Here is a 22,338-nt window from a genome sequence, read left to right as displayed (position 1 = left end):
TGAAACCATGTCGGTTTCCGTAACCCTTCCGGCGCTCGGAGAGAGCGTTACCGAGGGCACTGTCACCCGCTGGCTGAAGGCCGAGGGCGAGCGCGTCGAGGCCGACGAGCCGCTGCTCGAGGTCTCGACCGACAAGGTCGACACCGAGATCCCGTCCCCCGTGTCGGGCATCCTCGCCTCCATCAAGGTCGCCGAGGACGAGACCGTCGAGGTCGGTGCCGAGCTGGCCGTCATCGACGACGGCTCGGGCGCGCCGGCCGCTGCCGCGGCTCCGGCCGCCGAGCCGGCCGCCGCCGCTCCGGCCCCCGTCGCCGAGGCCCCCGCGGCCCCGGCTCCGGTTGCCGAGGCTCCGGCCGCCGCCGCGCCTGCCGGCGCCTCCGCCGCTTCCGGCACCGATGTCGTGCTCCCCGCCCTGGGCGAGTCCGTCACCGAGGGCACCGTCACCCGCTGGCTCAAGGAGGTCGGCGACTCCGTCGAGGCCGACGAGCCGCTGCTCGAGGTCTCGACCGACAAGGTCGACACCGAGATCCCCGCCCCGGTCGCCGGCGTCCTGCTGGAGATCCTGGTCGCCGAGGACGAGAACGCCGAGGTCGGCGCGCGTCTGGCCGTCATCGGCGTGGCCGGCGCGGCTCCCGCTGCCGCCCCTGCCGCCGCCCCGGCTCCGGTCGCCGCTGCCGCTCCGGTCGCCGCCCCGGCTCCGGTCGTGGCCGCTCCCCCGGTCGCCGCTCCGGCTCCGGTCGCCCCCGCGGCGCCCGTGGCCGCTCCGGCTCCGGTGGCCGCTCCGGCTCCCGTCGCCGCCCCGGCTCCGGTCGCCCCGGCCGCCCCCGCCGCACCGGTTTCCGCCGGTGACGAGGGCGCGTACGTGACCCCGCTGGTGCGCAAGCTCGCCACGGAGTCCGGCGTCAACCTGTCCGCGGTCTCGGGCACCGGTGTCGGTGGCCGCATCCGCAAGCAGGACGTCCTGGCTGCCGCCGAGGCCGCCAAGGCCGCCGCCGCTCCGGCTCCGGCCGCTGCCGCTCCCGCCGCCAAGGCTCCGGCCGCCGCGGTCTCCGAGCTGCGCGGCCAGACCGTCAAGATGACCCGCATGCGCAAGGTCATCGGCGACAACATGATGAAGGCCCTGCACTCGCAGGCGCAGCTCAGCTCCGTGGTCGAGGTGGACATCACCAAGATCATGAAGCTGCGCGAGAAGGCCAAGGCCGGCTTCCTCGCCCGTGAGGGCGTCAAGCTGTCCCCGATGCCGTTCTTCGTCAAGGCCGCGGCCCAGGCGCTGAAGGCCCACGCGGTCGTCAACGCCCGGATCAACGAGGACGAGGGCACCATCACCTACTTCGACTCGGAGAACATCGGCATCGCCGTGGACTCCGAGAAGGGCCTGATGACCCCGGTCATCAAGGGTGCCGGTGACCTCAACCTGGCGGGCATCTCCAAGGCCACCGCAGACCTGGCGACCAAGGTCCGCGGCAACAAGATCACGCCGGACGAGCTGTCGGGCGCGACCTTCACCATCAGCAACACCGGCTCGCGCGGTGCGCTGTTCGACACGGTCATCGTGCCCCCGAACCAGGTCGCCATCCTGGGCATCGGCGCGACGGTCAAGCGCCCGGTGGTCATCGAGACCGCCGAGGGCACGAACATCGGCATCCGCGACATGACGTACCTGACCCTGTCCTACGACCACCGCCTGGTGGACGGCGCGGACGCGGCCCGGTACCTCTCGGCCGTCAAGGCGATCCTCGAGGCCGGCGAGTTCGAGGTCGAGCTCGGCCTGTAAGGCTCTCCGCGACAGCGCGCAGCGACTGTCCCGTACGGCGCCCCCGCCCGGACCGCAAGTCCCGGGCGGGGGCGCCGTCGTCGTACGCTGGGGCGCCGCGGCGGGCGGCTGTAACCAGCCTCACCCTGCGCCTCCGACCAGGAACGCATCGCGACGAGCGGCGCCGCCGTATTGTCTACGCATCAGGCCCCGCGTGACCCTGCACACCCACCAGGAGATGAAGACCCGATGATCACCCCACCCGTCGTGCACTCGCTGCGCGAGCAGATCCGCGAGCACATCGTGGAGGGGATCGTCAGCGGGCGCTGGAAGCCCGGCGAGCGGATCGTGGAGCGCCGGATCGCGGTGGAGCTGGAGGTCAGCCAGACGCCCGTGCGCGAGGCGCTGCGCGAGCTGGAGACGCTGCGGCTGATCGAGTCGGCGCCGAACAAGGGCGTGCGCGTACGGAACCTGTCGGCGGCGGACCTGGAGGAGATCTATCCGGTCCGGGCCGGCCTGGAGCAGATCGCGGCCGAGCTGGCCGCGCCCCGGCTGGCGGCCGACTGCACGGCCCTGGAGCCGCACGTGGCGGCCCTGTGGGAGGCCGACCGCAGCGCGGACGGCACGGCGCAGGTGCGGCACACCGTGGGCTTCCACCGGGAGCTGGTGCGGGCGGCCGGGAACAGCGTGCTGCTGCACACCTGGGAGTCCCTGGGCATCGAGGTGTTCACGGCCCTGTCCATCCGGTGGCTGGGAACCGTCCAGAAGTCCTACGCCGAGGAGCACGAAGCCCTGGTGGACGCCTTCCGCAATCAGGACCCGGAGATCGGCCTGCTCGTGAAGCGGCATGTCCTGGGGTGCGCGCCGAGGGCTTGATTTCACCCCTCCAACGGCCCACATTGCCCTAATTTGCCCGGCACTGGGTGCCTAGATCCATGGCACCCGGTGCCGACTTTTGTCATTTCGTCATTTCTTCGCCACTTTCATTTGATCGATCATCGATCAGCGCCTTAGAGTCGACCGCGGACCCCACCCGGGTCCAACGACCCTGTCCTGCCCGTCAGGGATTTCTTCACCACCTCTCCTTTGTCCGGAAGGCGGCGCACACCGATGTCCGACCCCGTAGGAAAGCTTCCGAGCGAGCTCGACCAGCTCCCGGACCGCGACACCGAGGAGACCGCCGAATGGGCGGCCTCCCTCGACGCCGTCGCCAAGGCCGCCGGTACGCGCCGCGCCGAATACCTGCTCCGTCGCACGCTCCAGCACGCCGAGGCCGCCGGTCTCGCGCTGCCGAAGCTCCTTGAGACGGACTACGTCAACACCATCCCCACCGCCGCGGAGCCCGAGTTCCCCGGCGACGAGGCGATGGAAGCCAAGATCACCGCCTGGAACCGCTGGAACGCGGCCGCCATGGTGACCCGCGGCTCCAAGTACGGCGTCGGCGGCCACATCGCCACCTTCGCCTCCGCCGCGTGGCTGTACGAGACCGGCTTCCAGCACTTCTTCCGCGGGAAGGAGGCCGACGGATCGGGCGACCAGCTCTACATCCAGGGCCACGCCTCCCCCGGCATCTACGCCCGCGCCTTCCTCGACGGCCGGATCTCCGAGCAGCAGCTCGACAAGTTCCGCCAGGAGTCCGGCGGCAACGGCCTGCCGTCCTACCCCCACCCGCGGCGCCTGCCGTGGCTGTGGGAGTTCCCGACGGTGTCCATGGGCCTCGGCCCGCTGTCCGCGATCTACCAGGCGCGCTTCAACCGCTACCTGCAGAACCGCAGCATCAAGGACACCGCCAACTCGCACGTCTGGGCCTTCCTGGGCGACGGCGAGATGGACGAGCCCGAGTCGACCGCCGCCCTGGCCCTGGCCTCCCGCGAGCAGCTCGACAACCTGACCTTCGTCATCAACTGCAACCTGCAGCGCCTCGACGGTCCGGTCCGCGCCAACTTCCGCGTGGTCCAGGAGCTGGAAGCCCAGTTCCGCGGCGCTGGCTGGAACGTCATCAAGTCGCTGTGGGGCTCCGCCTGGGACGAGCTGTTCCAGCTCGACACCACGGGCGCCCTCGTACGCCGCCTGCGCGAGGTGCCCGACGCCCAGTTCCAGACGTACGCGACCCGCGACGTGGCCTACATCCGCCAGCACTTCTTCGGCGCCAACGCCGAGCTCGTGCAGCTGGCCGGCGTACTGTCCGACGCGAAGATCGCGGAGTGTTTCCACAGCTCCCGCGGCGGCCACGAGCCCCGCAAGGTCTATGCCGCGTACAAGGCCGCCCTGGAGCACAAGGGCGCGCCGACGGTCATCCTCGCGCAGACCGTCAAGGGCTACACCCTGGGTGCCGGGTTCGAGTCGAAGAACGCGAACCACCAGATGAAGAAGCTGACGATCGACGAGTTCAAGGACATGCGTGACCTCCTTGGCCTCCCGATCCCGGACAGCGCCTTCGCCGACGGCCAGGTCCCGTACGGCCACCCGGGTGCGAACAGCCCCGAGGTCCAGTACCTGAACGAGCGCCGCGCGGCGCTCGGCGGCCCGGCCCCGGCCCGCAAGGTCAAGCACGTGGCCCTGCCCGCCCCGGCGGACCGTTCCTTCGCCCCGCTGCTCAAGGGCTCCGGCAAGCAGGAGATGGCCACCACCATGGCCTTCGTCCGGCTCGTCAAGGACCTGATGCGGGACAAGGAGACCGGCAAGCGCTGGGTGCCGATCGTGCCCGACGAGGCCCGTACCTTCGGCATGGAGTCCCTCTTCCCGTCGGCCGGCATCTACTCGCCGCTGGGCCAGACGTACGAGCCGGTCGACCGCGACCAGCTCATGTACTACAAGGAAGCCAAGGACGGCCAGATCCTCAACGAGGGGATCACCGAGGCCGGCGCCATGGCCGACTTCATCGCCGCCTGCACGTCGTACGCGACGCACGGCGAGCCGATGATCCCGTTCTACATCTTCTACTCGATGTTCGGCTGGCAGCGCACCGCCGACCAGATGTGGCAGCTCGCCGACCAGCTCGGCAAGGGCTTCATCGTCGGCGCCACCGCCGGTCGCACCACGCTGACCGGTGAGGGCCTGCAGCACGCGGACGGCCACTCGCACCTGATCGCGTCCACGAACCCGGCGTCGCTCAACTACGACCCGGCCTTCGCGTACGAGATCGCGGTGATCGTCAAGGACGGTCTGCGCCGGATGTACGGCGAGAAGCCGGAAGACGTCTTCTACTACCTGACCGTCTACAACGAGCCGAAGCCGCAGCCCGCCATGCCGGAAGGCGTGGAAGAGGGCATCCTGCGCGGTCTGTACCGCTTCAACACGGCGGCGGACCTGGCGGAGGCGACCCCGGCCGCCGACGCCCCGAAGATCCAGCTGATGGCCTCCGGTACGGCCATCCACTGGGCGCTGGACGCGCAGAAGCTGCTCGCCGCCGACTGGAACGTGGCCGCCGACGTCTGGTCCGCCACCTCCTGGGGCGAGCTGCGCCGCGACGCGCTGGAGTGCGACGAGGCGCTGCTGCGCGGGGAGATGCGCACCCCGTTCGTCACCCGCGCGCTGGAGGGCGTCACCAGCCCGGTGCTCGCCGTCTCCGACTGGATGCGTCAGGTCCCGGACCAGATCAGCCAGTGGGTCGAGCAGGACTACACCTCGCTGGGCACGGACGGCTTCGGCCTCTCCGACACCCGTGAGGGTGCCCGCCGCCACTTCGGTGTCGACGCCCAGTCGATCGTGGTGGCCGCGCTGGCCCAGCTCGCCCGCCGCGGCGAGGTCCCGGCGTCCTCCATCAAGGAGGCCCGGGAGCGCTACGGCCTGTAGGCCCCGGCTTCCCTGAACGACCGTGAGGCGGTCCGCCCCCGTGGGGGCGGGCCGCCTCCTGTCGTCGGTGGGGCCGGTCGCGGGGCGCGCCCCGTGCGCGGAGCGCCGCCCGAACTCGTCCCGGCGGGCGCCCGGGGGCCGGGGATGGGGCCGTGCGGGGGGCGTGCACCGGCCTTTCGCGCCACGCGCGGTGGCGGCGGGAGGGTCGACCCGTGATGCTGGAGCGGTGATGGACGAGACGGAATTCTGGGAGATGGTCGACCGTACCCGCGAGGCCGCCGACGGCGACCCCGAGGAACACGCGGAGCTGCTCGTGGAGCGGCTGGCGCAGCTCGATCCGGATTCCGTCCTGGACTTCGCCAGGCACTTCGAGTCGCGCTACAACAGGGCCTACACCTGGGACCTGTGGGGCGCCGCGTGGGTGCTGCTCGACGGGGCGAGCGACGACGCGTTCGACTACTTCCGGTGCTGGCTGATCGGCCAGGGGCGGGAGGTCTTCGAGGGCGGGGTGCACGACCCGGACCAGCTGGCGGAACTGCTCGACGAGTTCGACGAGGAGATCGACGGGGACGGCGAGGAGCTGGGGTACGCGGCCGACGAGGCGTACGAGCAGCTGACCGGCTCGGTCGCGCCGGATCTGGGGATCCCGCTGCAGGCGGCGGAGCCGGAGGGCGCTGCGCTGGACTTCGAGAACGAAGCCGTGCTCGCGGAGCGCTTCCCCCGGCTGTGGGACCGCTTCAGGGGCTGACGCCCCGCGGTGGTGCCCCGGTGGTGCGTACGGCCCGGTGGTGCGGCCTGTTCGTGCGGCCCGGTCGTGCAGCCCGGTGGTGCGGCCTAGTAGTGCGTGCCGCCGTCGATGCGGATCTCCGTACCGGTGATGAAGGCACCGTCCTCGGAGCCGAGCATGGCGACGACGCCGGCGACCGTCTGCGGGCCGGCGAAGCCCTGGCCGAGGGCCGGGGCGAGCTTGGCGAACAGGCTCCAGTCGGTGTCCTCGGGCAGGCCGGGGCCGTTGCCGGTGGTCATGCCGCTCTCGATGGAGCCGGGCGCGACGGAGACGAAGCGCAGGCCCTGCTTGCTGTACTCGGCGGCCAGCGCGTGGGTCATGGACTGGATGCCGCCCTTGCTGGCCGCGTAGGCGCTCATGTAGGGGTGCGCGAAGCTCGCCGAGGTGGAGCTGAAGTTGACGACGACCGGCTGGTCGCCGGCCAGCAGCGCCGGGAGCGACTCGCGGATGACCAGGAAGGTACCGGTCAGGTTCACCGCGATGATCTTGTTCCAGAATTCGAGCGTGGTCTGGTGGGTGTGCGCGGAGCGCAGGATGCCCGCGGCGTTGACCAGCACGTCGATGCCGGTGAGCGCGTCGACGGCGGCGGCGACGCCCGCCTTGACGGCGGCTTCGTCGGATATGTCGAGGACCCCGGTGGTGAGCCGGCCGGCGTGTCCGTCGGCGGCCGCCCGCTCGGCGGTGGCCTTGAGGCCGGCCTCGTTGACGTCCACGGTGTGTACCCGGCCGCCCTCGGAAAGGATGCGGTGGACGGTGGCCTGGCCGATGCCGGATCCGCCGCCGGTGATGAGGACGCGACGTCCTTCGTAACGGTTCATGGGGACGAGCGTACTCCCGTCATGACACGTTTTGCCAGACTGTCAAAATGTGCATTACGTCCGTCCGCGCCGAGGTATCCTTCCCTCCGTGAGATCCCCTCGTCCGTACTCTCCCCAGGCCGGCCCCGGAGCCCAGTCGCTGAACGAGCGCCGCAAGGCGGCCACCCAGCTCGACATCGCCCGCGCGGCCTGCGAACTCTTCGCCGAGCACGGCCCCGACGGCACCACCGCCGAGGACATCGCCCACCGTGCGGGCGTGGCGCTGCGCACGTTCTACCGCTACTTCCGCAACAAGCAGGAGGCGGTGGGCCCCCTGCTCGCGGTCGGCGGCGACGCCTGGCGGGCCCTGCTCGCCGAGGAGGATCCCGGCACCCCGCTCACCGAGGCCCTGGAGCGCGCCGTCACCCGCTCGCTCGCCGACCCCCAGGCGCTCGACGAGGGGCTGGAGGTCACCCGCGGCCTGCTGCGCGCCGCCGCCTCCGACGAGGCCCTGCGGGCGGTCTGGTACCGGGTCAACCAGGACTCCGAGGAGCGCCTGGTCCCGGTCGTCGCCCGGCTCGCCGGCCCGGAGGCCGACACCCTGGGCGTACGCCTCCTCGCGGCGGCGGCCACGGACGCGATCCGCATCGCCCTGGAACTCTGGTCCACCACGGACGCCCCGCCCTCGGGCCCCGGCTCCCCCGCCGAACTGGCGGTCCGCTGCCTGCGCGACCTGACCGGCGCCATGCCCCTGCTGCGCTGACGGCCCGGCGCCCTGACGCCCTGACACCCGACCGGCCCGCCGCTCCGTCACAGGAACCGCTGCGACTTCTCCCTCAGGTGCTCCGCGAAGAAGGCGGGGGCGTCGGGCCGCATCCGGGCGAGGGCGACCATCGCCGTGACGATGACGTCGGCGACCTCCGCCTCCACATCGCCCCACGTGTGCGAGTTGCCCTTGCGGGGATTGCTCCCCTTGGCCCCGATGACGGCCTGCGCCGCCTCGCCGAACTCCTCGCCGATCTTCAGGATCTGCAGCGTCACGCTCTCCTCCCGCGCCACCCCGCGCTCCCGGTCGTGCTCGTCGAACCGCGCCACGAGCGCCCCGATGGTCTTCCACGCGTCGTCCATCCCCCGAAACTAGCCGCACACGACGAAGCCCCGCCCCCTTCTCGGCGAAGGGGGCGGGGCTTCGAGTGATCAGCGCGTCAGCACGGCACGGCTTAGAGGTCGAAGTAGAGCTCGAACTCGTGCGGGTGCGGGCGCAGCGCGATCGGGGCGATCTCGTGCGTGCGCTTGTAGTCGATCCAGGTCTCGATCAGGTCGGGGGTGAAGACACCGCCGGCCAGGAGGTACTCGTGGTCGTCCTCCAGGGCCTTGAGGACCGCGTCCAGGCTGGTCGGGACCTGCGGGACGCTCGCGTGCTCGTCCGGGGAGAGCTCGTAGAGGTCCTTGTCGATCGGCTCCATCGGCTCGATCTTGTTCTTGACGCCGTCGAGGCCGGCCAGCAGGAGGGCCGCGAACGCCAGGTACGGGTTCGAGGACGGGTCCGGGGCGCGGAACTCGACGCGCTTGGCCTTCGGGTTCGAGCCCGTGATCGGGATGCGCATGGCGGCGGAGCGGTTGCGCTGCGAGTACACCATGTTGACCGGAGCCTCGAAGCCCGGGACCAGGCGGTGGTAGGAGTTCACCGTCGGGTTGGTGAACGCCAGCAGCGACGGGGCGTGCTTGAGGATGCCGCCGATGTAGTAGCGGGCGGTGTCCGACAGGCCCGCGTAGCCGGCCTCGTCGTAGAACAGCGGGTCGCCGTTGGCCCACAGCGACTGGTGCACGTGCATGCCCGAGCCGTTGTCACCGAAGATCGGCTTCGGCATGAAGGTCGCGGTCTTGCCGTTCTTCCACGCGACGTTCTTCACGATGTACTTGAAGAGCATCAGGTCGTCGGCCGCGGCGAGCAGCGTGTTGAACTTGTAGTTGATCTCGGCCTGGCCGCCGGTGCCGACCTCGTGGTGCTGGCGCTCGACCTGGAGGCCCTGGGCGTCCAGCTCGAGGGAGATCTCGGCGCGCAGGTCGGCGAAGTGGTCGACCGGGGCTACGGGGAAGTAACCACCCTTGTAGCGGACCTTGTAACCACGGTTGTTCTCCTCGGAGCCCGTGTTCCAGGCACCGGCCTCGGAGTCGATGTGGTAGAAGCTCTCGTTCGCGGTGGTCGCGAAGCGCACGCTGTCGAACACGTAGAACTCGGCCTCGGGGCCGAAGTACGCGGTGTCGGCGATGCCGGTGGAGGCCAGGTACGCCTCGGCCTTCTTCGCGACGTTGCGCGGGTCACGGCTGTAGGCCTCGCCCGTGATCGGGTCGTGGATGAAGAAGTTGATGTTGAGCGTCTTGTCCTTGCGGAACGGGTCCAGGCGCGCGGTGGAGATGTCGGCGCGCAGCGCCATGTCGGACTCGTGGATCGCCTGGAAGCCGCGGATCGAGGAGCCGTCGAAGGCCAGCTCCTCGTTCGGGTCGAACGCCCGCCCCGGGATGGTGAAGTGCTGCATGACACCAGGCAGGTCACAGAAGCGGACGTCAACGAACTTGACGTCGTTCTCCTCGATGTACTGCTTCACTTCGTCGGCGTTCTTGAACATCCAACTCCTCCTACTCCCGACCCCGGGGCAGGGGCGGGCTTTATAGCTAGTGGTGCGTCAGTGCGGTGCCGCACGCTGACCCGACCATAAGCAGACGGGGTTTCTCAAGCATGACCCATTTGTTTCGCACAAGTTAACCAGGGTCCCGCCGGAAGAGCGGGAACCGGCACCGGTACCGTGGTTCGCGTGGACAAGAGGCAAGCAATCGGATCCTGGCTCTCCGGCCCCCGCGAGGCCGCCGAGGAGATGGGTGTCGACTTCGGCTACCCCGGCAAGCAACTGGGCCTGCCGCAGCAGGGGCCCGGCTCGGTGGCCCGTTTCGGCCGCCGCTTCGGCGCCCTGCTCATCGACGGCCTGGGCTGCCAGCTGATCGCCTACGGCCTGATCACGGGCCGCGACTGGAACGCCGCGGCCAACTGGTCGCTGCCGCTCCTGGTGGTCCTGGGAATCCTGACCATCGGCACCGTGGGCTTTACCCCCGGGAAGCGGATGCTGGGCCTCCGCGTCATCTCACAGGACGGCGGCCGGCTCGGCTTCGGCCGCGCGGTGCTGCGCACCGTGCTGTTCGCCCTGCTGATCCCGGCCCTGGTCTGGGACCGCGACGGCCGCAGCCTGCACGACCGCCTCAGCCGCGCCGTCCAGGTCCGGATCTGAGACCGGCACTCGGCACGGCACGGCACAGCACGAAACAGCACCACACAGCACGACGCAGGGGCGCCCCGAGCCATCGGCTCGGGGCGCCCCTGCGTCGTATACGAAAAACTGGTCAGCGCATCTTTCCGCCGCGCGGCATGCGCATCCCCTTGGGCATCGGGCCCTTCGGGATCGGCATGTTGCTCAGCAAGTCGCCCATGGCCCGGAGCTTGTCGTTGACCTGGGTGATCTGGGGTCCGGAGAGCACGCGGGGCAGCTTCATCAGGGTCGTACGGACCTTCTTGAGCGGCACCTCGCCCTCGCCCTTGCCCACGATGAAGTCGTGGACCGGAATGTCGGGCATGATCCGGGCCAGCTTCTTCTTCTCGTTCGCGAGCATCGGCTTCACCCGGTTCGGGTTGCCCTCGGCGATCAGGACCACGCCGGCCTTGCCCACGGCACGGTGGACGATGTCCTGCTGCTTGCTCATCGCGACGGCAGGGGTGGTGCTCCAGCCCCGGCCCACGTTGTCCAGTACGGCCGCGGCCGCGCCCGGCTGTCCTTCCATCTGCCCGAAGGCAGCACTCTCGGCCCGCCGCCCGAAGATGATCGCCATCGCCAGGAACGCCACCAGGAAGCCCAGGATGCCCAGGTAGACCGGGTGGCCGATCAGGAAGCCGATCGCAAGAAAGACACCAAAGGTGACGATTCCCACGCCCGCGACGATCAGACCGACCTTCGGGTCGGCCTTGCGCGTCATCTTGTACGTCAGGGCGATCTGCTTCAGTCGCCCGGGGTTCGCAGCAGTCTCTGCGTTTGACTTCCTCGCCATGAAGCGAAGTTTACGTGGCCTTCTCGGTCCGGGTCGCCGCGGCCTCGAGTACGTGCTCGGTTTCGACCCGGTCCTTGGCTCTGCGGCGGTCTTCGAGGACCGCCGTCCAGGCGTTCCGGCGGGCGCCGCTCATGAGCAGCGACTCTATGCCCCGGAAGGCATCGGTGAACGACGGGATGGCGATGGCGCGTACGGGCGCGGCCTGCATGATGTCGATCCCTTTCACGGAGCTCACATCGGGGGGTGCCAGGAACGTGTGCGGTGCGTCCAACTATCGTCACTGACTGGTGTTACCAGGGTGTGACCGACTGGTCAAACAGTGATGAAACATTGATGCGGCCCACCGGACTCTTCCTGGAAAGAGCCTAGGGGCCGCATCGATGCGGTGTTACCCGTAAGTAAGACTTTGTGCGCGAGTTCACATACCTCCCGCACCACGCGCCTCGGGCGCCTCAGACGGTCGCGCGCTTCTCCATCGCCTGCTGGTACAGCCGGCCCGCGCGGTACGAGGAACGCACCAGCGGCCCCGACATGACGCCGGAGAAGCCGATCTCCTCGGCCTCCTTCGCCAGCTCCACGAACTCGGCCGGCTTCACCCAGCGCTCGACGGGGTGGTGGCGCGGCGAGGGCCGCAGGTACTGGGTGATGGTGATGAGCTCGCAGCCCGCCTCGTGGAGGTCCTTCAGCGCCTGGCTGACCTCCTCGCGCTCCTCGCCCATGCCCAGGATCAGGTTGGACTTGGTGACGAGGCCGTAGGCCCGCGCCTGGGTGATGACGTCCAGGGAGCGCTCGTAGCGGAAGCCGGGGCGGATCCGCTTGAAGATGCGCGGCACCGTCTCGATGTTGTGGGCGAAGACCTCGGGGCGGGAGGCGAAGACCTCCTGCAGCAGCTCGGGGACCGCGTTGAAGTCGGGGGCCAGCAGCTCGACCTTGGTGTGGCCGGTCTCGCGGCCCGCCGTCTGCTGGTGGATCTGGCGCACGGTCTCCGCGTACAGCCAGGCGCCGCCGTCCGCCAGGTCGTCTCGCGCGACGCCCGTGATGGTGGCGTAGTTCAGGTCCATCGTGACGACGGACTCCCCGACGCGGCGCGGCTCGTCCCGGTCCAGCGCCTCGGGCTTGCCCGTGTCGATCTGGCAGAAGTCACAGCGCCGGGTGCACTGGTCGCCGCCGATGAGGAAGGTGGCCTCGCGGTCCTCCCAGCATTCGTAGATGTTGGGACAGCCGGCCTCCTGGCACACCGTGTGCAGTCCTTCGCCCTTCACCAGGGCCTGCATCTTGGTGTACTCGGGACCCATCTTGGCCCGCGTCTTGATCCACTCGGGCTTGCGCTCGATGGGCGTCTGGCTGTTCCGGACCTCCAGGCGCAACATCTTGCGTCCGTCGGGTGCGACTGCGGACACGACCGGCTCCCTGTGACTTCGATTCTTCGGCGCCCACCAGGGTACGCCCGTAATTTCATACGCTCTTACGTCGGCCAACCTGCGGGCGGCCGGGCCCATTCCCGGGTCCGTTCCCGGGCCCATTCCCGGGTCCGTCCCCGAGTCCGTTCCCGGTGCCGCTCCCGGCCCGCCGGAGCCGTGCCGCTACGAGCCCACCGCGGGCTCTATCTCCCGGGGCCGCAGCTCCGCCTGCTCCAGTACGTCCTTCAGGTGCCGCTCGATCACCGGCAGCACCTCGGCGATGGTGATCTCGCGCCCGAGCTCGTACGAGAGCGAGGTCACACCGGCGTCCCGGATCCCGCAGGGGACGATCCGGTCGAACCAGGTGTTGTCGGGGTTCACGTTGATCGCGAAGCCGTGCATCGTGACGCCCTTGGCCACCCGGATGCCGATGGCGGCGAGCTTGCGGTCCTCGCGGCGCTGGCCGGCGTTGGACGGGGCGTACTCGGGGCCGTTCAGCCGCGGGTCGAACTCCTCGTCGTGCAGCCGCGGGTCGAAGTCCAGCGAGAGCCCGCCGATCTTCGGACGCTCCTCCACCGGGTCGCCCAGCACCCAGACCCCGCTGCGCCCCTCGACGCGGGTGGTCTCCAGGCCGAACTCGGCGGCCGTGCGGATCAGCGCGTCCTCCAGGCGGCGGACGTGGGCCACCACGTCCACCGGGCGGGGCAGCTTCATGATCGGGTAGCCGACCAGCTGGCCCGGGCCGTGCCAGGTGATCTTGCCGCCGCGGTCGACGTCCACGACGGGCGTCCCGTCGAGCGGCCGCTCGCTGTCGGCGGTGCGCCGGCCCGCCGTGTAGACCGGCAGGTGCTCCAACAGCAGGCAGGTGTCCTCGATCTCGTCCGCGAAGCGGGCCGCGTGCACCCGGCGCTGCTCTTCCCAGGCCACGGTGTACTCCACGGCCTCCGGCCCGAAGCCCAGACGGACAAACCCAAGCTCAGCCACCGCGGCGCCTCCTCGTTGAACCTGCCGACGAACTTGCTGTGTGCACGTATCGCACCAGGCAAGGGTACGGCGACCCGCGCGCGCCCCGTCAGCGGCCTGCGCACGGCCGGTCAGCGGCCTGCGCGCAGCACGGTCAGCGCCCCGTCACGAGCCCGGGGTCCGGCGGCCCGGGCAGCTGCTTCGGCCGTCTGCGGCCCTCCGGCGGCCGGTCCGGGTCCTCGTCCGCCCGGGGGAGCCGGCGGTGCCCCTCGGTGTGGTCGTTCACCCAGCCGCAGACCCCGCAGGCGTAGCGCCCGTCGAGGCCCGCGATGTACGTCCCGCAGCGCCGGCACTCCGCTTCGGTGAGCTCGGGCGCGGGGAGCGGGGCCGTGGATTCTGCGCAGCGGTCGTCGCCGTGGAGGCGCTCGAAGCTGCCGGGGCGGTGCTCCCCGGTGGTCCGGCGGGTCATGGGCCGCAGCGTACGCGGGTGGAGGGGGTCAGTCCGTAAAGAGCCCTACCGATTCTGCACACGATCGGATGAATGTGGGGCAGAGAGGGCGGTGCAGACCGGGTTCGCCGCTACATTCACGCCGTTCACAGGGCCGGGACTCCGGTCCGTCACGTCAGGAGACCGTGGAGCCGATGACGGAACGACCTGCCCAGCGTGTCCCCAACCGGCAGCTCGCGGCGCTGATCGCCGAAGCCGGGTTCTCCAACGCCGGGCTCGCCCGCCGTGTCGACCAGCTCGGTCTGGAGCACGGTCTCGATCTGCGGTACGACAAGACCTCCGTGACCCGCTGGCTCCGCGGGCAGCAGCCGCGCGGCACGACCCCCGCACTGATCGCGGAGGTGTTCACCCGGCGCCTGGGGCGGCGGCTGTCGGCCCAGGACCTGGGCCTGGACGCGTGCGCACCCGTGTACGCGGGGCTGGAGTTCGCCGCCACCCCCGAGGAGGCCGTCGACATCGCTAGCGGGCTGTGGCGCAAGGACTCCGGTTCGCACGCCGAGCTGCGAAAGATCGCCTTCACCCCGGCCGGGCTGGTGGTGCCGAGCCGGGACTGGCTGATCGGGCGGGCCGACGAACGGGTCGGCCGGGGCGCGGACCAGGCCGCGCGGGTCCCCGTACAGGGCCGCCCCCTGCCGGCACATCCCGCTCAGGGCCACCCCCTTCAGGGCCATCCCGTCCAGGGCCGCGCCGCGGTGCCCCGGCAGCGGCAGATCGACCGCGGTCCGGGGCAGCGGGTCACGGGCGGTGACATCGCCGCGCTCAGATCGGTGAGCGAGCTGTTCCGCACCCTGGACGACGCCTACGGCGGCGGCCACGCCCGCCAGGCCCTGGTGCGGTACCTGGAGCACGAGGCCGAGCCGATGCTGCGCGGCACCTACGGGGAGACCACCGGGCGCCGGCTGTTCTCCGCCGCGGCCGATCTGACCCGGCTCGCGGGCTGGACCTCGTACGACATCGCCGCGCACGGGCTGGCACAGCGGTACTTCGTGCAGGCGCTGCGCCTGGCCCAGGCCGCCGCGGACCGGCCCTACGGGGCGTACGTGCTGGTCACCATGAGCCGGCAGGCGGTCTACCTCGGCCACGGCCGGGAGGCGGTGCAGCTGGCCCGGGTCGCCCAGCAGGGCGTCGGATCGGGCCCGCCGCCGGTGGTGCAGGCGCTGCTGCACTCGGCGGAGGCCCGCGGGCACGCGGTGCTCGGCGAGGTCAGGGCCTCGACGGCCTCGCTGGTGCGGGCCGAGCGGGCGCTGGGCTCGGCCCGGCCGGGTGACGACGTGCCGCACTGGGCGCGGAGCTACGACGAGGCGCAGCTGGCGGACGAGTTCGGGCACTGCCACCGGGACCTGCAGCAGTACCGGGCGTCCGCGCAGCACGCGGAGCGCTCGCTCCAGCTGCGGGCGCCCGGGTACGCGCGCTCGCGGCTGTTCTGCCGGGTGGTGCTGGCGACGGCGCGGCTGGGGCTGGGCGAGCTGGACCAGGCGTGCGCGCTGGGCGCGGAGGCGGCGCAGCAGGCGATGGAGATGCGGTCGGTGCGGGCGGTGGAGTACGTACGGGACTTCGAGCGGCGGCTCGAGCCCTACCGGGACGCGTCGGCGGTGCGGACGTACCGGGACCGGGTGGCCGCGCTGTCCTGACCGGCGGGCCGGCTCCCGGGGCTCCGGCCCGGACCCGTGCCCCGGTCGCCGGCGGGGCTGGATCCGCCCCGCCGGCGTGAATCTCAGGCCGCCACCGGAAGTGCGGCTTCCGGGGCGGCCGGGAGTGGGATGCCGAAGTCGCGCAGGACGGCGCCGGCCGCGCGGCGGGCCGAACGCAGGGCGCCCTCGACGGTGTTGGTGTCCCGGTGGTCGCCGCATACGTACAGCCCGGCCAGGACCCGGACGGTGCGCCGGGTGTCCTGGGGCGGTGGCATCGCGGGGACGGCCTCGGGGGTGTGGTGGACGGCGAGGAGCTCCCAGTCCCGGGTCGCGGTCTCGTAGAGCCGGGCCAGCCGCGAGGCCACCGTACGCGTGGGCGGCGGCGGGCCGAGCACGGTGGTGGTGACCAGGCTTCGGCCGGCGGGGGCGCGCGTCGGGTCGACGGCGCTCATCACGGCGGTGTGGGCGACGGGCCAGTCGGGGTCGCCGTCCAGGAGCAGGGAGCCGTCCCAGGCCAGCGGGCCCGCCGGGGTGGTGGTGGCGTGGTGGATGACGGTGACCTGGTGGAACCGGGGCACGCGCAGCCCCGGGAGCAGTTCGGCGGCGGCCCGGGCGCCGGTGGCCAGGACCGCGGAGCGACAGCTGAAGTCGCCGTGCTCCTCGGTGGTGACCAGGTTGGTGGCGACCGAGCGGACCCGGACCCCGGTGCGTACGGTGCCGGGCGGCAGCGCGGCGGCGAGCAGCCCGGGCAGGGTCGCGGCGCCGCCCTCGGGCACGGCGAGGCGGCCGCGCGCGAAGGTCCGCAGGGCCAGGTCCGCGACGCGGCTGGAGGTGGTGAGCCCGGGGTCGCGCAGGAGCGCGGCGAGCAGCGGGCGCAGTGCCGTACCGAGGCTCCTGGAGCTCAGGGCGGCGTGCGCGGTGCGTTCGGGGCGGGCCAGGAGGCGTTCCTCAGGCAGTGCGGCGAGGCGGCCGAGGGCGGCGCCGAGCCGGGCCTGGTCGAGGGAGCCGCTGGTCAGGGCCCTGGCCGGGGTCAGCGCGCCGGCCCGGAGCGTCCTGCCTTCGGTGTGGATGAGGGCGCCCGGCGCGAAGGGCCGCAGGACCAGGCCCTCGAGGCCCGGGGTGCGGGCCGGTTCGGCGTAGGCGGTGTTGAGGAGCTGGCCGACCCGGTCGAGCCGGAAGCCGTCCACGGTCTCGGTGGCCATCCGGCCGCCGGGATCGTCGGCGCTCTCCAGGACGATGACCGTGACTCCGGCCGCGATCAAGTGGTGCGCGGCCGCGAGTCCCGAGACTCCGGCTCCTACGATGACCACGTCCGCATGGTGTGCGTGTGCGCTGTTGAGCACGTGCCCCTCCCCGAGGTCGGCCCGGCTGTGTGGGGAACCTCCTTCCCCCAACGGCATCGGGCGGAACCCGAGTTGGCCGGACCATTACGGGCTGCGCGGTCAACTCCGGTCGCACGGCGGTCGCATTGGGCTCACAACCGGTCGCACACGTGCGCCGGAGTGCTCCCCCTCAGGTCCCCCTCGGGTCTCCCTCGGGCTCCCCTCAGCCCCCCCCTCAGACTCTCCCCGGACTCCCTCCTCAGGAGTCCAGCGCCGCCCGGACCGACTCGTCGATCCCGGGGTACCGGAAGACGAAGCCGGACTCCAGCAGCCGGGCGGGGCGCACCCGCTGACTGCCCAGCACGTCCTGGGCGAACTCCCCGAGCACCACGCGCATGACCGGAGCGGGCACGGCGAACACCGCCGGGCGGTGCAGGACCCGTCCCATCGCGGCCGTGACCTCGCGGTTGGTCAGGGGCTCGGGGGCGGTCAGGTTCACCGGCCCTTCCAGGGAGGGCGTGTCGATGAGGTGCCGCAGGGCGGCGAGCTCGTCGTGCATCGAGATGTGCGACCAGTACTGGCGGCCGTTGCCGAGCCGGCCGCCGATGCCGGCCTTGAAGATCGGGAACAGCTTCCCCCAGGCTCCGCCCTCGGCCGCGACGACCAGCCCGGTACGGGCGAACACGGTCCGGATCCCGGCCTCCCGGGCGGATGCGGCGGCGGCCTCCCAATCGACGCACACCTCGGGGAGGAACCCCTCTCCCGCCGGGGCGCTCTCGTCGACGGCCCGGTCACCGGTGTCCCCGTAGTACCCGATGGCGGTCCCGCAGACGAACACCCCGGGGGCCTCGTCCATGGCGGCGACGGCCGAGGCCATGGCGGCCGTGCCCTTGACCCGGCTGTCGCGGATCTCCCGCTTGTAGGCGTCCGTCCACCGGTGGTCGCCGACCCCGGCCCCGGCGAGGTGCACGACGGCTCCGCACCCTTCGAGACCCGCCGGGTCCACGTACCCCCGCTCCGGATCCCACCGCGCCTCGTCCGGCGCGGCCGGCTCCCGCCGCACGAACCGGACGACCTCATGCCCGTCGGCCTTCAGGACCCGCCCGAGGGCGCTGCCGATGAGCCCGCTGGCCCCGGTGACTGCGATACGCATGGCCACATCTTGACACCCACCCCACCCAACCCAGTCAGCACACCTCCCGGACCCGCCCCCCGAACATCCGAGCCGCCGCTCCCGGGGACCAGCCCCCGGACCCCGCGCCTCAAACGCCGGCGGGGCTGAAAGATCGCCTCAATCGCCGGCGGGGCTTGATCTTGGCCGGCGTCAGCCCACACGTGACCTCCGGAGTGCCGGAAAACCCAGCTCCGCCTGCGTTTGAGGCGACCCTCCAGCCCGTCGGCGTTTGAGGACCGGGGTCCCGGGCGGATCCCCAGGCGGCTCGGGCACAGCCCGGCATGCCTTCAGCCCGTCCGGCGTTTGAGGACCGGGTCCGGGCAGAGCCCGGGGGCCCTTCAGCCCGTCCGGCGTTTGAGGACCGGGTCCGGGCAGAGCCCGGGGAACGGGCGAAGGGCGGGTAGGGGAGCTCCGCCCCGCAGGGCCCACCACGCGCGCCCCGGCACAGGGGCCCCCGCCGGGACAGCCGGGGCCACACCGGGCACCGGGACCCGCGCCGGGACGGCGATGGTCGCGGCCCCGCCCGGACAGGCCCCGACGGACGGAGTCCGGCGCAGCGGCGCGAGGGACCCGCCGAAAAGGCTAGGCGCCGCCCAGCCATGTGCCGACCGCATAGGTCACGGCCATCGCCAGCGCCCCGCCGACAACGTTCCGCAGCACCGCCCGACCAGCAGAGGCCCCACCCAGCCGCGCACTCAGCACCCCGCACAGCGTCAACGCCACCAACACCGCCACCACCGTCACCGGCACCCGCCCCGACGCCCCCGGAAGGACGATCGCCAGCAGTGGCAGCAGCGCCCCCACCGTGAAGGCGACCAGGCTCGCCAGCGCCGCGTGCCAGGGGTTCGCCAGCTCGTCGGGGTTGATCCCCAGCTCCACCCGCGCGTGCGCCCGCAGTGCGTCCCGCTCCGTCAGCTGCTCCGCCGCCTCCCGCGCCACCGCCTCGCTCAGCCCCCGCTGGGCCAGCAGCTCCGTCAGCTCGTCCAGCTCCGCCGCCGGCGACTCCGCCAGCTCCCGCCGCTCCAGGTCCAGGGCCGCCTTCTCCGAGTCCCGCTGGGAGCTGACCGACACGTACTCCCCCGCCGCCATCGACAGCGCGCCCGCCAGCAGTCCGGCGACGCCCGCCGCCAGGATCGCGGTCCGCGAGGTCGTGGCCCCGGCGACGCCGACGACCAGGCCCGCGGTCGAGATGATCCCGTCGTTCGCACCGAGCACCCCCGCGCGCAGCCAGTTCAGCCGGGTACTGATCTCCGCGCTCTGCTCGTGCGGAGGATGCGCGCCGCTTTCCGTTTCCGTCACGCCACCACTGTCGCGGCCACCGCCGGAAGGAGCCACCCGGCGTGCGCGCCTCCGGTGCCGGGACCAGGGTGGAAGGGTGAGACGCCGACGCGAGGAGCCGGGCTGGCTGCGCGGGACGCCGCCGCCGCGCTGGGCACGCCTCGCGCCCGCGGTGGCCCTGGTGGTGCTGGTGTGCGTACAGCGCATCACCCCGGGCGACGTGGAGCTGGGCTACTTCCTGGCCGGGCTCCCCCCGGTGGCTGCCTTTGCGTACGGGGCCGCCGGGACTGCCTTCTTCGCCGGCGTGGTGCTCGTGCTCGTCGGCGTGCCCTCGCTCGGCATCGCGCACGCCCAGGGCTCCGATCTCGCGACCGTCGCGGTGATCGGCCTGCTCAGCGTGGTGGTCGCCTGGGTCCGAAAACGCCGCGACGCCCAGCTGGTGAGCGTGCGCACGGTCGCGGAGGCGGCCCAGCTCGCGGTGCTGCCGCCGATCCCCGAACGGGTCGGCGCGGTCGCCTGCGCGGGCCTCTACCGCGCGGCCCAGCAGGGCACCCTGGTCGGCGGCGATCTCTACGACGTGCGGGTGGGGCCCTTCGGCGTGCGCGCGCTGGTCGGCGACGTCCAGGGCCACGGCCTGGCCGCCGTCGGCACGGTCGCCTCCCTGCTCGGCGCCTTCCGGGAGGGGGTCCTGGACGACGCGGAGCTCACGATGGTGGCGGCCCGGCTGGACCGGCGGCTGCTGGCGGATTCGGCGGCCGAGTCGGAGGAGCACGCGGAGCTGTTCGCGACGGCGGTGCTGCTGGAGTTCCCGCCCGGGCTGGGCCTCGTACGGATCGTGTCGTGCGGGCATCCGCCGCCCCTGCTGCTACGGGGCTTCACGGTCTCGGAACTCGACGTGGAACCGGGCCCCCCGCTCGGCCTGGGCCTGGCCGGCCCCACCCCCGCAGCACCGGCCGAGCTCCCGGTCGGCCCCGGAGACCGGCTGGTGATGTACACGGACGGGGTGACGGAGGCCCGCGACGCGGCGGGCCACTTCTACCCCCTGACCGCACGCGTGCCCGTACTGGCGACGGACCCGGCGGGACTGGCCCGGGCCGTCTGGCGGGACCTGCAGTCCTTCACCGGGGGCGGGCCGCGCGACGACGTGGCACTCCTGGTGCTGTCGCTGGACGAGGGGCCGGACGGTGACGGCGGTGACGGCGGCCTTGCCTGATGACCGCGCCGTACTGAACACATGACCAAACGATGACAACCGCCCATTCGGGCCATTCACCGTGATTCGCTCGATTTCCCCAGCCCCCGAGCATGGAAACCGAGGCCCACCCGATGCACGCACCGCACAAGCACAACAGGCGGATCACCGCGGTCCTGGTGGCGGCCGGAGCCATCGCCCTGCTCACCGGCACGATCGTGGTCGGCGCCACCGCAGCGGGCGCGACGGCCCCCGGTTCCACGAGGAGCCCCGTCGAGGCCCCCGAAAAGCTGTCGCCGCTGCCCGAGGAACAGGGCAACGGCGACAGCTTCCCGAAGGTCCGCGAGGCGCACTGAGACGGACTGAGACCGACTGGCGGGCCGGTCCGGGCCCGGACTACCCGGCGTCGCGGATGAAGGAACGGACCATCTTGCAGGTGACGTTCGACGGCCGGCGGACACCCGTCCGGACGGCCATCGTGCGGATCTTGCGGTTGGTGGCGCGCTGAACGTCGTACGTGCCCGAGTCGAGCAGGGATATCGCCAGCCGCATCGCCTTCAGGCGCCGGTTGTGGCTCTCGTACCACTCGCGGGGCAGCCCCGCCGGCAACGGCTTCTTCTTGACGGGCTCGATGGTGCGCAGGGTCATGGCAGTGGCCATCTACAGCCTCCCAAACGGTAGTTGGCTTCCTGTCGTTCTCCTTCGATTTTACCGGCGACCACTGACAAAGGACCTGGCCAGACACCGCCTCGCTAAGCTTTCGGGCATGGAGATCTGGATCAACCCCGCCTGCTCGAAGTGCCGCAGCGCCCTGACCCTGCTGGACGCGGAGGGCGCCGAGTACACCGTCCGCCGCTACCTGGAGGACGTCCCCTCCGAGGCCGAGATCCGCGAGGTCCTGGGTCGCCTGGGCCTGGAGCCCTGGGACATCACGCGCACCTCGGACCCGCTCGCCAAGGAGACCGGCGTACGCGAGCTGCCGCGCGAGGAGACCGAGGAGGCACGCGGGCGCTGGATCAGCCACCTGGCAGCGCACCCGAAGCTGATCCAGCGCCCGATCATCACCGCAGAAGACGGCACGGCAGTGATCGCCCGCTCAGAGGAGTCCGTCCGCGATGCCCTGGGCCGGAAGAGGTAGGGCCCATCGGGGGTGAACCCCGGGGCCTGGGCTGCGCGTTGGTCGGTTGCTTCGACAAGGTCCGGTGGGAGCCCGGCAGTCCAGCGTCCTTTCGGTGCGGGCCGGTCCCTCAAGGGCGCTCCCTACGGTCGCGTCGCTACGCGATGACCTTCGGCCACCCTTGACCGACCGACCCACCCCGAAACGCCACAAGACTCCCGGGATCCCCCCGAGGAACGGCCGGGAGGAAGAGTGTGGAGGAGCGGCCGGATCAGGGATGCCCATCCCCCTCCGGCCGGTGCGATCCGGACCGGTCACCTATCAGCACCGCCCAGCCGGACGGTATGGACGCCCGGGACGGTCAGAGCATCCAGGACCGGGCGGTCGGACACCCTTCCCGAGACTTCGACACGGCCAACATGAGCGTAAGGACGACCACCACCCCTTCGCAGGGTCGGTGGGCGCATCGGATCGCTACACAGTCCCACTCGGCTTAGCGGCTACCGACCGTCTGTGGCTGGACATA

Annotated in this window: 22 protein-coding genes; 10 read left to right on the top strand and 12 right to left on the bottom strand. The window is 71.7% G+C overall.

Going from position 1 to position 22,338, the window contains the following annotated elements; all coding sequences use genetic code 11:
* The first annotated feature begins 7 nt into the window (after positions 1–7).
* The 4 genes from sucB to OG904_RS22410 all read left to right on the top strand — a co-directional run bounded on the left by sucB (position 8) and on the right by OG904_RS22410 (position 6,296).
* Positions 8–1,774, top strand: coding sequence for a 2-oxoglutarate dehydrogenase, E2 component, dihydrolipoamide succinyltransferase (sucB, locus tag OG904_RS22425; protein ID WP_405493668.1), 1,767 nt, complete (start codon positions 8–10; stop codon positions 1,772–1,774).
* A gap of 231 nt (positions 1,775–2,005) precedes the next feature.
* Positions 2,006–2,629 carry a GntR family transcriptional regulator gene (locus OG904_RS22420; RefSeq protein ID WP_405498191.1) on the top strand — a complete coding sequence of 208 codons (624 nt, stop codon included), beginning with the start codon at positions 2,006–2,008 and terminating at the stop codon, positions 2,627–2,629.
* Positions 2,630–2,863: 234 nt separating this feature from the next.
* On the top strand, positions 2,864–5,548 hold the full coding sequence (gene aceE, locus OG904_RS22415) for a pyruvate dehydrogenase (acetyl-transferring), homodimeric type (protein WP_405493666.1): 2,685 nt from the start codon (positions 2,864–2,866) through the stop codon (positions 5,546–5,548).
* Positions 5,549–5,777: 229 nt separating this feature from the next.
* The gene (locus OG904_RS22410) at positions 5,778–6,296 is read left to right on the top strand and encodes a DUF4240 domain-containing protein (RefSeq protein WP_405493664.1); all 519 of its coding nucleotides are present in this window, start codon (positions 5,778–5,780) and stop codon (positions 6,294–6,296) included.
* Between the two features lie 86 nt (positions 6,297–6,382).
* Here the strand turns inward: OG904_RS22410 and OG904_RS22405 are convergent, their stop codons facing one another.
* Complete coding sequence (locus tag OG904_RS22405; RefSeq protein WP_405493662.1) at positions 6,383–7,153, bottom strand: SDR family NAD(P)-dependent oxidoreductase; 771 nt, start codon at positions 7,151–7,153, stop codon at positions 6,383–6,385.
* A gap of 88 nt (positions 7,154–7,241) precedes the next feature.
* Between OG904_RS22405 and OG904_RS22400 the strand changes: the two genes are divergently transcribed.
* The gene (locus OG904_RS22400) at positions 7,242–7,895 is read left to right on the top strand and encodes a TetR/AcrR family transcriptional regulator (protein WP_405493660.1); all 654 of its coding nucleotides are present in this window, start codon (positions 7,242–7,244) and stop codon (positions 7,893–7,895) included.
* A 47-nt stretch (positions 7,896–7,942) separates the two neighbouring features.
* Here OG904_RS22400 and OG904_RS22395 read toward each other — a convergent pair whose 3' ends face one another.
* Both OG904_RS22395 and glnA read right to left on the bottom strand, forming a co-directional pair.
* Positions 7,943–8,260, bottom strand: a complete 318-nt coding sequence (locus OG904_RS22395; RefSeq protein ID WP_405493658.1) for a MazG-like family protein — start codon at positions 8,258–8,260, stop codon at positions 7,943–7,945.
* A 92-nt stretch (positions 8,261–8,352) separates the two neighbouring features.
* A complete protein-coding gene (glnA, locus tag OG904_RS22390) occupies positions 8,353–9,762 on the bottom strand; it encodes a type I glutamate--ammonia ligase (RefSeq protein WP_405493656.1) in 1,410 nt (469 codons plus the stop codon).
* 186 nt (positions 9,763–9,948) lie between these two features.
* Here glnA and OG904_RS22385 point away from each other — a divergent pair, with 186 nt between their 5' ends.
* A complete protein-coding gene (locus OG904_RS22385) occupies positions 9,949–10,416 on the top strand; it encodes an RDD family protein (RefSeq protein ID WP_405493654.1) in 468 nt (155 codons plus the stop codon).
* A gap of 112 nt (positions 10,417–10,528) precedes the next feature.
* Here the strand turns inward: OG904_RS22385 and OG904_RS22380 are convergent, their stop codons facing one another.
* From OG904_RS22380 to OG904_RS22360, 5 genes are all read right to left on the bottom strand, one after another.
* On the bottom strand, positions 10,529–11,227 hold the full coding sequence (locus tag OG904_RS22380; protein WP_405493652.1) for a DUF4191 domain-containing protein: 699 nt from the start codon (positions 11,225–11,227) through the stop codon (positions 10,529–10,531).
* 10 nt (positions 11,228–11,237) lie between these two features.
* Positions 11,238–11,435, bottom strand: a complete 198-nt coding sequence (locus OG904_RS22375; protein ID WP_214950030.1) for a hypothetical protein — start codon at positions 11,433–11,435, stop codon at positions 11,238–11,240.
* Positions 11,436–11,679: 244 nt separating this feature from the next.
* On the bottom strand, positions 11,680–12,627 hold the full coding sequence (lipA, locus tag OG904_RS22370; protein WP_328298288.1) for a lipoyl synthase: 948 nt from the start codon (positions 12,625–12,627) through the stop codon (positions 11,680–11,682).
* Positions 12,628–12,810: 183 nt separating this feature from the next.
* Positions 12,811–13,611, bottom strand: coding sequence for a lipoyl(octanoyl) transferase LipB (gene lipB, locus OG904_RS22365; protein ID WP_405493650.1), 801 nt, complete (start codon positions 13,609–13,611; stop codon positions 12,811–12,813).
* A 133-nt stretch (positions 13,612–13,744) separates the two neighbouring features.
* Positions 13,745–14,059 (bottom strand): hypothetical protein, encoded by a 315-nt coding sequence (locus OG904_RS22360; protein WP_405493648.1) that lies wholly within the window; start codon positions 14,057–14,059, stop codon positions 13,745–13,747.
* 173 nt (positions 14,060–14,232) lie between these two features.
* Here OG904_RS22360 and OG904_RS22355 point away from each other — a divergent pair, with 173 nt between their 5' ends.
* The gene (locus OG904_RS22355; RefSeq protein WP_405493646.1) at positions 14,233–15,729 is read left to right on the top strand and encodes a regulator; all 1,497 of its coding nucleotides are present in this window, start codon (positions 14,233–14,235) and stop codon (positions 15,727–15,729) included.
* Between the two features lie 83 nt (positions 15,730–15,812).
* Here OG904_RS22355 and OG904_RS22350 read toward each other — a convergent pair whose 3' ends face one another.
* The 3 genes from OG904_RS22350 to OG904_RS22340 all read right to left on the bottom strand — a co-directional run bounded on the left by OG904_RS22350 (position 15,813) and on the right by OG904_RS22340 (position 19,524).
* Positions 15,813–17,072, bottom strand: coding sequence for an FAD-dependent oxidoreductase (locus OG904_RS22350; protein WP_405493644.1), 1,260 nt, complete (start codon positions 17,070–17,072; stop codon positions 15,813–15,815).
* 238 nt (positions 17,073–17,310) lie between these two features.
* On the bottom strand, positions 17,311–18,204 hold the full coding sequence (locus OG904_RS22345) for a TIGR01777 family oxidoreductase (RefSeq protein WP_405493642.1): 894 nt from the start codon (positions 18,202–18,204) through the stop codon (positions 17,311–17,313).
* Positions 18,205–18,807: 603 nt separating this feature from the next.
* Positions 18,808–19,524, bottom strand: coding sequence for a VIT family protein (locus tag OG904_RS22340; RefSeq protein ID WP_405493640.1), 717 nt, complete (start codon positions 19,522–19,524; stop codon positions 18,808–18,810).
* Positions 19,525–19,600: 76 nt separating this feature from the next.
* Between OG904_RS22340 and OG904_RS22335 the strand changes: the two genes are divergently transcribed.
* A complete protein-coding gene (locus OG904_RS22335; protein ID WP_405493638.1) occupies positions 19,601–20,716 on the top strand; it encodes a PP2C family protein-serine/threonine phosphatase in 1,116 nt (371 codons plus the stop codon).
* Positions 20,717–20,808: 92 nt separating this feature from the next.
* Positions 20,809–21,051: a hypothetical protein gene (locus tag OG904_RS22330; protein WP_405493636.1), complete on the top strand. Its 243-nt coding sequence runs from the start codon at positions 20,809–20,811 to the stop codon at positions 21,049–21,051.
* Between the two features lie 40 nt (positions 21,052–21,091).
* Here OG904_RS22330 and OG904_RS22325 read toward each other — a convergent pair whose 3' ends face one another.
* The gene (locus OG904_RS22325) at positions 21,092–21,355 is read right to left on the bottom strand and encodes a hypothetical protein (RefSeq protein WP_405493634.1); all 264 of its coding nucleotides are present in this window, start codon (positions 21,353–21,355) and stop codon (positions 21,092–21,094) included.
* A gap of 106 nt (positions 21,356–21,461) precedes the next feature.
* On the opposite strand from OG904_RS22325, the gene OG904_RS22320 reads away from it, so the two are divergent.
* The gene (locus OG904_RS22320) at positions 21,462–21,833 is read left to right on the top strand and encodes an ArsC/Spx/MgsR family protein (RefSeq protein ID WP_405493632.1); all 372 of its coding nucleotides are present in this window, start codon (positions 21,462–21,464) and stop codon (positions 21,831–21,833) included.
* Positions 21,834–22,338: the final 505 nt, after the last annotated feature.

This window comes from Streptomyces sp. NBC_00096, from assembly GCF_045041305.1.
Classification (GTDB): Bacteria; Actinomycetota; Actinomycetes; order Streptomycetales; family Streptomycetaceae; genus Streptomyces.
Note: the sequence above shows the minus strand (reverse complement) of the source record. Positions and strands in the feature narration are given on the sequence as shown.